We start from the raw sequence: 12,985 nt of genomic DNA, 5'->3' as shown, positions 1-12,985 counted from the left end.
GGTTATTCCTCGGGCGTCTTGCCGAATATCAGCCGGTCGGGAGTGGGGTATTCCAATAATTTGGTGAAATCTACTTTCCAAAAATCGAGGTCGAGCAATCGGCCGTTGGTATCCTGTGTCAATGTAATGACCACCGGCGTGTTATCGATATCGACGTACTCGGCCTGAATCAGGTCTCCTGCGTAAGCATTCACATCGCCGCCAAGGCTGATACTACCCATTTTCCCACCTTCATATTCATCCACCATTTCACTCACAGGATAATCGATCGGATCGAATTCCAGTTTTTCGAGCAGGAAATGGATCAAGTCAACTTCTTCGGGGCGGATGGGTCTGATATTGCTCATGATAAGGTATTTAACTAAAATTAAGGCTCAGCCGGCGGTTTTGCCGCGCCACTGCTCGGCTTTTTTGGCTACGAACCAAAAGGATAACGCCAGCAATGCAAAGAAAATCCCTGCGTTGGTACGATCCCAGAAATATTCGAAATAGCGGGTATAAATATTCAGCAAGAAGAAAACGAGGCAAAGGTCGCGCAAGGTTTCCTGCTTGTATTGAAATGCATAATAAAGCATTCCCGCCAGTACCAGTGTAAAACCGACTGCCCAGAACCAGAAGTGACTTTGTTTAAGCATCTTCCACCCTTCATAGTCGGCATAGTTACCGAAAATCGACAAGGTCCAGCCAGCGACGAGAAACAGCAGTAGGCCAATTGTAAAAGTCACATCCTTCAAAAAGGCAAGTGAGCGTACTTGCCCGACTACCCACGACATCCCCCAGATCACCAGCCCGAATACCGTCATACGAAGCGGGTAATTCATGCCCAGGAAGCGAAAGCTCCCGCCCGACCAGTAATGCGTTTGCGCACCCCACCAGCCTGCCAGTGCGATAATCGCTGCGATCCAGAGCAATGTTGATCGAAGGAAAACAGCGACTCCGGCATAGGCAATGCTAGCAAAAAGCAGCGGAAATGCATAGTTGCCTGGGCCATCAAGCAACCCACGCGTCCAGTAGGTGATCGCGATTGCGACTGTCAGAATGATAGCGATATTGTAAACCTCATTGCTTGCTTTCGCGCCCGTAGAATTACCGATGCGCCGCTTGGCCAGGTACACGAAAAGCCCCGCCACGAATGTGAACAATATACCAACGATATTCTCGGAGAAACCCCACCGCTTGCGCAGCAATTCAATCCATTTCTCATCCAACACCAGCGCCCCAAAAGCCAGCAACCCGCACGAAATCGCCGAAATCAGGGCGTAAATGGCAATTGCATCCACGTTTGCATTCCGGACGCTGTAACTGGTCCGTAACTCCGTCGCGAGTTCCTTCGAAATGCGAGCCTCATCTTCCCAGGATTGAATCGCCCGGTTGACAACCTCCGCTTCTTTTTTGTCGAATTCCATTCGAATTTTTTGGTGTTGATGAATTAAAATCCTGCCTTTGCAAGATGCGATAATCGGCCCATAAAAGTAAGCCCCGAAATTAAAAATTCCGGGGCTTACTTTATTTAGCGATCTATCGGTTACTTCTTCAAGCCCGAAAGGAATTCCACCACGTCGCGAATCTCTCTTTTTGACATGATATTACCCATCGGTGGCATGCTCGATGGTACGTTTTCGCGTTTGACAATGCGTGAAACGGCGATTTTCAGCGGCTCTGCTTCCGAGGTTTTCAAGATCAGTTCATGCTCGTTTTCCTGGGCCAGGATCCCGGCTGCGGAAGTACCGTCTTTTAGCGTGAGCATGACCATTCCAAAACCAGGCGACAGGCGCGCGCTCGGCTCCACGAGTGCTTGCAGGATTTGCTCGCGCGTGAGGACGCTGCCGATGTTCGAAAGGTTAGGGCCAACTTCTCCGCCCTGTCCGCCGATCGAGTGGCAACGCACGCATTCGGCAGCCGAACTCGTCATGAAGTAGCGACGGCCCGCCTGCGCGTTTCCACCAAACAGTGCATCCTGATAGTCGGCTGCGGTGCTACCCTGCTTGCGGAGCGGTGCTATTTTGGCGAGTAATGTGCTCGATTTGGTCGAATCGACAGCCTCGCCGAGGTCTAGCAGCAGGTTTTGCGGCAATTTGTTATCCGCCATTTTACCGATCAGGCCCGTGAAAATGGTTTCCGTTTTAGCAACCGGCAGGCTTCCCAGTACTTTCAGGATTTGCTGCTGTTCACGGACGCTCCCTTTTTCGAAAATAGCATTGGAAATATCCGTTAATGCTTCTTTCGACATATTAACGCTTCCTACCATGCCCAATGCGGCTGTACGCACGTCGGCGTCGGCGTCGCTCATACCTTTTTTCATGACGGTTTCCATATCCGTATATTTCAGGTCGTTCAATGCCACAAGCATTGCCGCACGTACTTTCGGATCGTTGCTGTCATTCAGGATTTTTGCGAGGGCCGCGTTGTTATCGCTCACATTGAGGTTCGTCAGCATTTGCGCGGTAGCGATCAGGATTGCAGGCTCATTTTCCTGCAACAGATCGGCAACCACCGGTTTGATCTTCGCTTTCACACCAGCGGGATCGCGCTCCATCGGACCACGGTAACGCCCGTCGACACGGTCGGTTACCGAAGGGCTTGCCCAGGTCCCCAGCGTTGCCAACGCTTCGGCACGTATTGCTTTGTCGACATCCTTACGCTTTGCGAATGCGATGAGGTCGTTCAATTGTGCATCGCCGCCCACACGGAGGGCTGCATTGATAGCCCGGCGCAGCAATGGCTCCGATGTGAACCCTTTTTCCTTTAAAACAGCTGCCAGAGCTGGTAATGCTGCCGGAATGGACAAGTCGTCATTAATACCGCGAGCAGCTTCTGTTACGATGTATTCGTCCTTATCTTTCAGGAACGCGCTGATCTGCTCGTTCTTCATCCGGCGAAGCACGAGCACTCCGGCAATGCGCAACGATTTTTCAGGGCTGTTGGCCAATGCGACGATCGGTGCCACCTCGCCTATGCGGGAAAGCGCAAGCACACCCGCATGACGGATGTACACGTCCTGGTCGTTATTGGCTTTAACCATATCGATCAACGGCTGCACCGCATTCTTGTCCTTCACGCGGCCCAGCGCCTGCGCTGCGAAGAACTGCACGCGTGGATTTTTGCTCGCCAACATGGGGATCAGCATCGGCCCGGCTTCCGCGATTTTGGCATCACCCAGTACTTTTGCAGCCTGAACCGTAATTTCTTCATCCGAATCTTTCAGCAGAGTCATCAGCACATTGGCATACGACTTCTCTTGGCGGGCCAGTTGTCCCATTCCCCAAATTCCGTGAATTCGGCCGAACTGATTGCCCTTTTGTTCGATGGCCTTGCTCAATACCGCAGCACCTTTTGCACCTCTTGAAGCGAGTTCAAACTGTGCTTTCTGACGAATGCGCATGTCTTCATACGAAAGCAATGGCAGTAATGCATCGTCGGATTGTTTGGTATAATCCAGTTGCATCAAACGCTTGGTCTCGGTACGGATCGCTTTCAAGTCGTTTTTTTCGTCGGTAACATCCAGTTTCCAGACGCGGCCGTAGTTTTTTGTATCCCAACCGTTGATCCAGTCGGCAACATACAATGCGCCGTCCGGGCCGAAGCGAATACCAGTTGGCAGGATACCTGTAAGGATGTTTTTCTCCCCATCCAAAACGAACGAAGCGCCTTTGGGCTTCAAACCGAATGACCAGATCGGCGAACGCGCGGGGTTACCCACGAATTCAACGAGGAAGAATTTGTTTTTCCAATCCTTACCCAAAGCCGTTCCGGGATTGTATTGCATACCGGTCGGGCCATTATGGAAATTTTGAATAGGAGGGATAATGTAAGCAGCCTGGCCTTCCCAGCGTGGTTTGAACAGCTTTTCATCCATCCATACCTTATAGCTGTTGTTTTTAGGATCGGTATATTTACCATACTGCCAGTTGGAGCGCCAGCCGGCGTCCGAACCCTCCACCACGTGTACCAGGCGCTCGCTTTCGCCCGGATGGTCACCGTCATTGTCGGAGCTGATCAGGTTACCATATTCATCGAACACAAATTCGTGCGTATTACGCAGCCCGTGCGCGAAGATTTCGAAATCGCTGCCGTCCGGGTTGGAGCGTGCGATGATACCCGAGTTGGGATGCTCGTGTTTTACGCCTTCGGCAGTAGTAATGTTGGCGCCGATGTCGCCGATATTCCAGTAAATCTTGCCATCCGGCCCCTCAATCGGATTGGACATTCCGTGTCCGCTGAAACCGATATGGACGCCATAGCCGTGGCTGATGGAAGTTTTTTCGTCCAGCACGCCGTCGCCATTGGTGTCTCTCAAACGCCACACATCCGGGGCGATGGTGACGAAAATGTCTTTCGCACGTACGAGCAAGCCTCCTGCAACGTCGGAAACTTCGTCGAAGAAATCGTCGAGGATACGCATCGATACGTCGGCGATCCCATCGTTGTCGGTATCTTCAATGCGCCAAACTTCGTCTTTCTCCACGGCAAGGTCCTTCCAGTCGTGCGAACCGTCGCCATTGAGATCTTTTAACCAGTTGTTTTCCTTGCTTTTTTCAGGCGCGAATGTCTTATGCAGAAACTTGCGACGGTCTTCCACCGTCTGCAATGCAATGGATTCGGTGATCCAGTTGCGGTGGCCGCGGATGTCGAATTCAGAGTTTTTCTGGCGGTTGGTCCGGTTGAGATAAACTCTTCCTGCATCGTCCATTGCAATCGCAACGGGGTCAGGAGCGAGGGAGTCGGATGCCCAGAGGTCTAGTTTTAACCCGTCGGCGAGTTTAACAACCGTTTTTTCGCGTATTTCTTTGGCCCTTGCCTTGCCAGTCGCAGCGTCTTCTTTGACGACCACTTTGGTGCTGTTGGTCTTCACGACCGGTCCCGACGACATGGGGGCCATTTTCATACACGACACTACCGCGATAGTGGTAGCCGCCATCAGGGTTAGAGGTGTTTTGAGATGTTTTTTGGAGATCATTGAGTATTTGGTATTAACAAAGATTCTGTGATAGGAAGCCGTCGCTAAACCGATTGCAAACCGCGCTTTTGAACAAAATGCTGGATGCTAGACCTGTTGACTTTTTGCTCGGCGTGCCAGAGCTCATAGTCACGTTGGAGTTTCAACCAGAATTCCGGACTTGAACCAAAGGCCTCAGACAGTCTGACAGCCATTTCGGAACTTACGCCTTGATGGCCATTCAAAATATTGGAAAGTGTTTTAGCCGAAATTCTTAATCCCTCTGCGACCTGTCGAATGGTCAGATCATTGCCTGTTTCTTCTTTTATACCCTCCATCATATCCCGGATCATCGAGCCCGGGTGCGGAGGCATCATTCCTCGTTTCATATCAGTGATAATCTAAATAGTCAACATCGAACACTTGCCCATGCTCAAACCTGAATGTAATCCGGTAATTTCCATTCACTTTAACTGACCAATGGTTTTTGAACGCACCTTTCAGTGGATGGAGATTCCAGCCGACAATGTCAAGCTGTTCCAGCGTGTGGGCTTCGTCCAATCGGTATAAAATTCTTCTTATTTTCTCAACGTGGTGTGGTTGCAATCGGGCAGGATTGTCAGTTTCAAAAAACAATCGCAAGCCTTTATGCTTGAAACTATTGATCATAGCCGTTCCAAAAGTAGTATATACTCTGCGAAGTACCTAAGTTGTTTAAGAGCAGATTGGAACGTGAGTGGTAAAGAGTACTTGAAATTCAGTTACAAAGACACTTGCTAAAATTAGCGAATCAGTTTTCTGTATCAAAACAACTCCAACTGCCCGTCCCAGCCCTTCGGCTTCTGTGCTTTGCCTTTCACTGTGCGGCCCTGATATTTCCAGGAAGTGTCGCGTTCGTGTTGCACGATGTCGTTGAAGCGGTTATTGGGTTCAAAATCCTTTTCGAGCTGCGCGGAGACTTTTGAGAGATTTTTCAAAGCGTCGGATTTGTCCTTATCACCCATTTTGGCAAGTTGAATGGCACGGTCGAGCGTCAGTATCGACTCGTCGTATACCGTGATGGGTACGGGGAACGGGTGGCCGTCCTTGCCGCCGTGCGCGAACGAGAAGCGGGCCGGATCGCTGAAACGCGACGGCGTGCCGTGGATGATCTCGCTCACGAGCGTCAGCGACTGGATCGTGCGCGGGCCTACGCCTTCGAGCATAAGCAGCGATTCCATGTTGTCGACCGGGTTGTCGTGCGCCAATGCGAGTACCGCGCCGAGCCTTTTCAGGTTCACATCTTCGACACGGACGTCATGGTGATCGGGCATGATGAGCTTCGAAACTTCCCGCATGATCTTATCGGGATTTTCCTTCGTAAGGTCGAGAATACCGGTGCGGGTCGGAGCGGCGGCTTTGGCCGTCAGGTTAAGGATATTGCCCTGATTTTGCCCATAAATGAATGTATGGGGCTCTTCGATGAACGATTGAATACTAGGAGAATGCCAGTGGTAGCGGCGGGCAAGCCGTTCTTCGGTGTTCATACCCTGCTGGATCACCGCCCAATTGCCTTCTTTGGAAAGAACAAATGAATGCAAATACAATTGAAAACCATCCTGAATAGCCGTATTGTCGACTTTTGCCGACAACTTGCTATGTTGCACGAGCAGATGACCGTCGAGACCGGTTTTGTCGGCGATTGCCAGCAGTTCAGCGGGCGTCTGCCTTGAATATTTCCCTCGTCCGCCGCAAATGTAAATGCCCAGATCCGACGATCTGCGGTTGACTGATTGCTTCAATGCGCCCATTACCGACGTGGTAATGCCCGACGAGTGCCAGTCCATTCCGAGCACACATCCGAGCGACTGAAACCAGAACGGGTCGCTCATTTTTTGGAGTAATCCATCCCGTCCATATTCCATCACGATCGCCTCCACGATGGCGCCGCCGAGCGCGCTCATGCGCTGCGCGAGCCAGACGGGTACTTTCCCGTAATGCAGGGGTAAATCGGCGTGACCACTTTTCATAAGGGATTCCATCGGGGATTCTAATTTACGAAAATTCGGGGTAGCTACTGGTAACCGGAAATGCATTAATGCCGGTCTTGGTTTCTCAATGGTATGATTTTTTGTTAAAATGCAGCTTTAAAACGCATTTTCATCTCAAAACTGATCCGCTGGCCTCCATGGTTTTACAGGTTATCATTACCCTTGTGCTCGTTCTGCTGAATGGGTTTTTCGTCGCTGCCGAGTTTGCTATCGTCAAGATCCGCGCCTCGCAGCTTGAACAGAAAGCCCAGGAAGGGAACCGGATGGCCATTCTTTCCAAACAAATCGTATCGAATCTCGATGGCTACCTGGCTGCTACCCAGTTCGGTATTACGCTTGCAAGCCTTGGCTTGGGTTGGATAGGGGAGCCGGTCGTCTCGAAAATGATCATTGGCGCCATGGATCTGGTAGGCCTTTCCGTTGATCCGGAACTGGCGCACCATATTGCATTGCCTACCGCATTTGCGATTATCACTGTTTTGCATATCGTATTTGGCGAGCTCGCTCCAAAATCGATCGCGATCCAGCGCCCGGAATCGACGACATTGGCTTTGTCCTATCCGCTGCACGCCTTTTTCCTGGTGTTCAGGCCGGTAGTATGGATGCTGAACGGTATTGCCAATGTGATTTTGAAAGGAGTAGGCATTACACCATCGCATGGCAGCGAGGTGCATAGCAGCGATGAATTGCGCTATCTGGTTCTGCAACAAAAAGATAGCGGCATGATTGAAGCGGCGGATTATGACCTGATCAAAAATGCATTCGACTTTTCGGAGCGTGTAGCGCGGCAAATCATGATCCCGCGTCCGCAGGTGGTCGGTATCGACGTGAATGATTTTTCAGAAGCCAAACTTGAAAAAGTGATAGAAGAAGGTTATTCCAGAATGCCGGTGTATGAGGATACGCTCGATCAGGTGGTCGGTGTTTTACATTTAAAAGATTTGTTGTTGAAAATGCGGCAAGGCAAGGATATCGTCTTGCGGGAGCTGATCAGGCCGATTGCGACGGTGCACGGTTCTAAACCGATCGGTGCATTGCTGCGCGAGTTTCAGGTCAATCGCCAGCAAATGGCAGTGATTATTGATGAATATGGCGGCGTGGACGGTATTGTGACGATGGAGGACATCCTGGAAGAGCTCGTCGGAGAGATTCAGGATGAGTATGACAACGAATTGCCGATCGTGAAAAACGAAGCAGATAATACTTATACGGTGCAGGGAGCAGCGTCGATCGCTGATCTGAATGACAAATTACCCCACGACATCACCAAACGCCCGGATTATGAAACGCTGGCCGGTTATCTGATCTGGAAATTCGGCCGCATTCCGGCTGTCGGTGAGAAATTCAGAACGAAGCATTACGAATTTACCATACTTAAAAAACAGCGCAGCACTGTCTCCCAGGTGAAGATAGCGGTGCTGGAAAGCTAGTGGAAGGTTTTGACCGCCGTCAAGCCTCGTTATATAGCTTCAAAACTGTCTGCCGTAATTTTTTACCGGTATCACTTAATACAAATGCAATGCCTTCGGCCATATCCGTGGCGGGAATCCATTTGCTGAAATCTGAATTCGGCATTGCAGCGCGGTTATCGGGTGTGTCGATAATGCTTGGGACGATCACCGTGGCTGTGATGTTCTTCGATTTTCCTTCTGCATTAATGAGGTCCGCCATTTGGAAAATAAGCGTTTTGGAAAGCGTGTAGGCGAAACTTCCCGTGCCCGCCTCGGGTACCAGCGCCGGGCGTGCGCCTATGAAGATGAACTGCCCGCCTCCGTTTGCTTCGAAATGCTTCATCAATGGCTTCACGACGTGAAATGCCGTTTTGAAATTCATCGTCAGCATTTGCTCGATATCGGCATCGCTGGTGTCGGTCAGTTTAGCCATCGCGAAACCGCCGGCGAGCAATACACCCGCTTCAATTTTGCCCGCATTGATAATGGCTTCGGCAACAAAATGCCCCGCCTGTTCGGCGTTGGAAAGTTCGGCGAGGTAGTTGGAGACGTTCGCATTGTCGGCGTAGGCGTCCGTTTTGCCTTCGCGGACATTAATATGTAAGCCATAACCAAGCGCTGTGAGTTTTTTGACAACGTCTTTACCCAGGTTTCCGGTGGCTCCGCTGACGATGATTTGTTTGGGCATGGTTATGGCTTGTTTAGTGCTTATTTATTTAGAATATCAACCAGGAATTGCCGGAAAGGTTCAGCAAATTCTTTTCTTTTCAATGCAAACTCGACGGTTGTTTTGAGGTAATCCAACTTGTCGCCGATATCGTGGCGCTTGCCTTCGATATGGTGGGCAAATATATTCTCGCGTTTCAAAAGGAGCAAAAGCGAGTCTGTGAGCTGGATTTCGTTGTTTTTACCTTTCGGCGTTTGCTCGATGGTGTTGAAAATTTCAGGGGTTAGAATGTAACGACCGGCAATGGCGAGGTTGGAAGGCGCTTTATCAATAGCCGGCTTTTCCACCAGCGTGCTTAGTTCCAGAATCGTGTCGCTCAGCGAGTTTCCGCCGACGATACCATAACGGTTGACCTTGTTGGCCGGGACTTCTTCCACGGCGATCACCGAGCCACCGTATTGTTCGTAGGTGTCCATCAATTGCTGCGTTACCGGGATCACGGAATCCATGATCGTGTCACCGAGCAAAACTGCAAATGGCTCGTTACCAACGTGGTGGCGTGCATAATAAATCGCGTCGCCGAGGCCGTTGGCTTCTTTCTGACGTACGAAATGTACGTTGGCCATGTCGGCGAGGCGCCGCATTTCATTGAACCACAGCAGATCTTCCTTTTCTTCCAACCGGCTTTCGAGCTCCACATTCCGGTCGAAATGGTCCTCGATGGCGCGCTTGCCTTTTCCGGAAATGATCAGAATATCTTCGATACCCGAATCCACGGCCTCCTGGACCACATATTGAATGGTAGGAATGTCGATAATCGGAAGCATTTCCTTGGGCATCGATTTGGTTGCGGGCAGGAATCGGGTCCCAAGCCCGGCGGCAGGTATAACGGCTTTGCGAATCATAGTTTTGGCTATCGGCCAACGGCAATGTCGCCGTCAGCATTTGTTGAAATTTTAAATATAGTTGAGTATAAAAATGACTATTAACGACTTCCTCTGACCACTCCTAACTCAAACCACAAACGGCCGGATCACCCGCGCATTGAACTTCTTTAATTGTACGAAGAGTTGGTTCAGCATATCGTCGTCCTTGTAAATTCCGATAATGGTGCCGCCCGAGCCTGCGAATTTAGCGGATGCACCGCAGGCGCGCGCCGCATTGATCAGCTTTTTATTCGATTCAGGGACATTGTAGATCTTACAGCGCAGGTCGAAATTTTCGTTCATCAGTGAATGCAAATCGCCGGGACGGCCTTCGAGCAATGCGGTGCGGGCGTCTTCTGCTTTTTGGGCGATCTGGCCAAGGACATCGATTACATCTTGCTCCCCGCGATCGTAGCGCGTGCGCACGTCGTTATGCACCTTACCCGACACTTTACTGAGGTTGGTATTATACGCTACGTAAAGTTTTGGCAGTAATTCGGGGTTAATGCGCTCGTAGCGGCCGTGGCCCTGCGTTTGGATTAAGGTTTTATCAAAATCCATATACACACATCCCTCATAACACTGGATCACACGGTCCTGCAAGCCGGCGGTAATACCCAGTTCTTCGGTTTCCGTCACCATCACCAGTTGTGGTAATATTTCAATGGGTATCTCGACTTTGTAAAACTGCATCAGCGCCCGGAACAATGCTACGATGATTGCACTGGAGCCCGACATCCCTACCTGGCGCGGGATCGAAGAGCGGTAACGCACCGTGAAGTTTTTGTTGGGAAGTTTGATGCTGTTTTCCTCGCAATAGTCTCCAAACTTCTTAATGCCGGCCTTAATAAGGGGTATACCGCCATTGTAACCCAGCATATTCACCGAATCGCGCAGATGGAAAATGCTCCGGAATGTGTTCAGATCCTGCGGCTGAGGTTCAATATGTAGCTCGGGCGATTCGTAGAGCGAAATGGAAGCGCCAAAATTTCTTACAGATATGGAGATCGTTTTGCCGAAAAAACCATCAGAAGGATTGCCTAAAAGCCCCGCACGGGCATAGGCGCGTGTTTCAATGATCAATGTAAAGCGTGTTTAACCGGAAGTAATAATATGGGGACGATAAAATACCATTTTGCCCTTATAAGCCGGTATTTCGAAATTTTACCCAATGCGAGGTGAAATCTATTAATGAACGGGCTGGAAACAAAAAATGCGAGGATAAAAATATCCACGCATTTCTTAAGAGGAACGGTTTATTGATATTATTGTCTTACGACCTGAACATTCGCGATCAGTTTCACTTCGTCACCTACAACCACACCACCCGCTTCAGTTACCGCACTCCATTCGAGGCCGAACTCTTTGCGGTTGATTTTACCGCTGATCTCGAAGCCTGATTTGTTGTTGCCATAGAAGTCTGTCATGTTACCGCCGAACTCCGCAGCGAAATCAACCGTTTTGGTCACGCCTTTTACGGTCAGAGAGCCTGTAAGGTTGTAGTTGTCACCACCTTTTTTAGCCAGTTTACCTGTGAACGACAATTTTGGGTGATTCTCAGCATCGAAAAAATCGGCTGATTTAAGGTGCTGGTCACGTTGCTCCTGTTTAGTATCAATACTGTCTACATCGGCAGAAAAATGGACGGTAGCACCGTCGAAGTCTTCACTGGTAGTTTCAACACCGCCTTCGAATGTGTTGAATGCACCGGTTACAGTGGAAATCACAAGGTGTTTCACTTTGAACTGTATTTCTGAATGTGTTGGGTCGATTACCCATTTAGTAGTAGTCATGTCTATGTTGTTTTTATGTGTATTTACATTTAATGTATATACATCTATTTGCAAATATTAGTTTCAAAAAGGATAAAAAAATCCCGGAAAATTATTCCGGGATTTCAAAAACTGCATTTAGCGCTTCTATTGAGGCATTTCAAAAATTTTCGGATCGACTTTTGGGTTCACTTCGAGTGCTGTGATTTTTAGCCCCATTTTCGTGCCTGGCATTGCGGAGGTAGTAACTTCGGAAGTGAAAGGGTAGTAAATGCCATCCACCGCACGGAAGTCTGACTGGATGTTTTCGGACATGATGTCTTGTCCGTTAACTTTCGTCTGAGCGACGATTTTCAGAATATAGAAAGTGTCTTTGGAAATGTAGTTAACACGGCGAACGCCGCCTGGCAAAGTCATGGTTACCTTGTAAACCTTCGCGCCTGCCAGGTCCTCCTCGCCATCCAGTGTCACTTTGTAGCCTTTCTCCTTATAGTTGTAGAGGCCGGTCAAATCGGTTTCGTTTGCGAGTGATTTTATGGCGTCCTCAGGAAGCGCCGTTGCTTTCGTATTGCCGGTCATTGGGTTAATGGTCCAGCCGGTATTGCCGCTCACAGCCTGCACGACGGTCATGCCCTGCACAGTGCTCTCGCTTCTGAAACCTTTATTTTGCACAATGATCGTGGTAATGGGGACTTTCATATTCATAATATCCATTTCGGCGGCGATCTTCATGCTTTGCAACTTACCCAGCTTTTCACCGCCCATGGCTTTGACATGTTTAGCAATAATGTCGTCGACGTTTTGCGCAAATGCGGCATTACCGATGCAGGCGATGATGAGGAATGTGAGTAGTTTGAAAAGACTTTTGGAATGTTGCATAAGGTGTGGTTGTTGGTTTGGGTTCGTCACGACAAAACTTCTATTCTGTCTCGAAAAACTGTAACTAGTTTATATTCTTTGCTGAGGTCGGTAATATTATACCAATTTTTGTATAATAATTGAAAAAGTTCTGAAGCCTTGATATTTCCAAGGTGAAAATGAATGATCCGGGGTGGAGGTTCACTTGTGCTGATACGAATGGAAAAGTCAGCATCGCGGATAACAATGGTAAGATGATTTCCCGTTACATAAGTCGGGATTGACGGTAATCCTCTCAATCAAATCAGCCATGGTATATTCATTTAAATGACAGACTATATCAAT

At 49.4% G+C, this 12,985-nt stretch carries 13 protein-coding genes; 1 reads left to right on the top strand and 12 read right to left on the bottom strand.

The features are described from left to right. Window positions 1–2: 2 nt before the first annotated feature. From IEY24_RS17655 to IEY24_RS17630, 6 genes are all read right to left on the bottom strand, one after another. Window positions 3–347 carry a DUF6984 family protein gene (locus tag IEY24_RS17655; RefSeq protein ID WP_188934426.1) on the bottom strand — a complete coding sequence of 115 codons (345 nt, stop codon included), beginning with the start codon at window positions 345–347 and terminating at the stop codon, window positions 3–5. 27 nt (window positions 348–374) lie between these two features. Next, window positions 375–1,406: a hypothetical protein gene (locus tag IEY24_RS17650; RefSeq protein ID WP_188934424.1), complete on the bottom strand. Its 1,032-nt coding sequence runs from the start codon at window positions 1,404–1,406 to the stop codon at window positions 375–377. Window positions 1,407–1,525: 119 nt separating this feature from the next. Then, window positions 1,526–4,957, bottom strand: a complete 3,432-nt coding sequence (locus IEY24_RS17645) for a DUF7133 domain-containing protein (RefSeq protein ID WP_188934422.1) — start codon at window positions 4,955–4,957, stop codon at window positions 1,526–1,528. Between the two features lie 44 nt (window positions 4,958–5,001). Next, the gene (locus tag IEY24_RS17640; RefSeq protein ID WP_188934420.1) at window positions 5,002–5,325 is read right to left on the bottom strand and encodes a HigA family addiction module antitoxin; all 324 of its coding nucleotides are present in this window, start codon (window positions 5,323–5,325) and stop codon (window positions 5,002–5,004) included. Between the two features lies 1 nt (window position 5,326). Continuing rightward, window positions 5,327–5,605 (bottom strand): type II toxin-antitoxin system RelE/ParE family toxin, encoded by a 279-nt coding sequence (locus IEY24_RS17635; RefSeq protein ID WP_188934418.1) that lies wholly within the window; start codon window positions 5,603–5,605, stop codon window positions 5,327–5,329. Window positions 5,606–5,739: 134 nt separating this feature from the next. Beyond that, on the bottom strand, window positions 5,740–6,957 hold the full coding sequence (locus IEY24_RS17630) for a DUF763 domain-containing protein (RefSeq protein ID WP_229222528.1): 1,218 nt from the start codon (window positions 6,955–6,957) through the stop codon (window positions 5,740–5,742). A 146-nt stretch (window positions 6,958–7,103) separates the two neighbouring features. Here IEY24_RS17630 and IEY24_RS17625 point away from each other — a divergent pair, with 146 nt between their 5' ends. Then, window positions 7,104–8,396, top strand: a complete 1,293-nt coding sequence (locus IEY24_RS17625; protein WP_188934416.1) for a hemolysin family protein — start codon at window positions 7,104–7,106, stop codon at window positions 8,394–8,396. A 19-nt stretch (window positions 8,397–8,415) separates the two neighbouring features. Here the strand turns inward: IEY24_RS17625 and IEY24_RS17620 are convergent, their stop codons facing one another. The 6 genes from IEY24_RS17620 to IEY24_RS33105 form a co-directional block, all read right to left on the bottom strand. Continuing rightward, window positions 8,416–9,105, bottom strand: coding sequence for an SDR family NAD(P)-dependent oxidoreductase (locus IEY24_RS17620; RefSeq protein WP_188934414.1), 690 nt, complete (start codon window positions 9,103–9,105; stop codon window positions 8,416–8,418). A gap of 20 nt (window positions 9,106–9,125) precedes the next feature. Beyond that, window positions 9,126–9,989, bottom strand: coding sequence for a UTP--glucose-1-phosphate uridylyltransferase GalU (gene galU / locus IEY24_RS17615; protein ID WP_188934412.1), 864 nt, complete (start codon window positions 9,987–9,989; stop codon window positions 9,126–9,128). 108 nt (window positions 9,990–10,097) lie between these two features. Then, on the bottom strand, window positions 10,098–11,093 hold the full coding sequence (locus tag IEY24_RS17610) for a mevalonate kinase family protein (RefSeq protein WP_188934410.1): 996 nt from the start codon (window positions 11,091–11,093) through the stop codon (window positions 10,098–10,100). A gap of 182 nt (window positions 11,094–11,275) precedes the next feature. Then, a complete protein-coding gene (locus tag IEY24_RS17605; protein WP_188934408.1) occupies window positions 11,276–11,803 on the bottom strand; it encodes a YceI family protein in 528 nt (175 codons plus the stop codon). Window positions 11,804–11,929: 126 nt separating this feature from the next. Then, window positions 11,930–12,661: a LolA-like protein gene (locus tag IEY24_RS17600; protein ID WP_188934406.1), complete on the bottom strand. Its 732-nt coding sequence runs from the start codon at window positions 12,659–12,661 to the stop codon at window positions 11,930–11,932. Window positions 12,662–12,687: 26 nt separating this feature from the next. Then, window positions 12,688–12,939, bottom strand: a complete 252-nt coding sequence (locus IEY24_RS33105; RefSeq protein WP_369009291.1) for a DUF5615 family PIN-like protein — start codon at window positions 12,937–12,939, stop codon at window positions 12,688–12,690. Between the last annotated feature and the right edge of the window lie 46 nt (window positions 12,940–12,985).

This window comes from Dyadobacter endophyticus, from assembly GCF_014641595.1.
Lineage (GTDB): Bacteria > Bacteroidota > Bacteroidia > Cytophagales > Spirosomataceae > Dyadobacter > Dyadobacter endophyticus.
The sequence above is the reverse complement of the archived record's forward strand: the minus strand, read 5'-3'. Positions and strand labels throughout refer to the sequence as shown.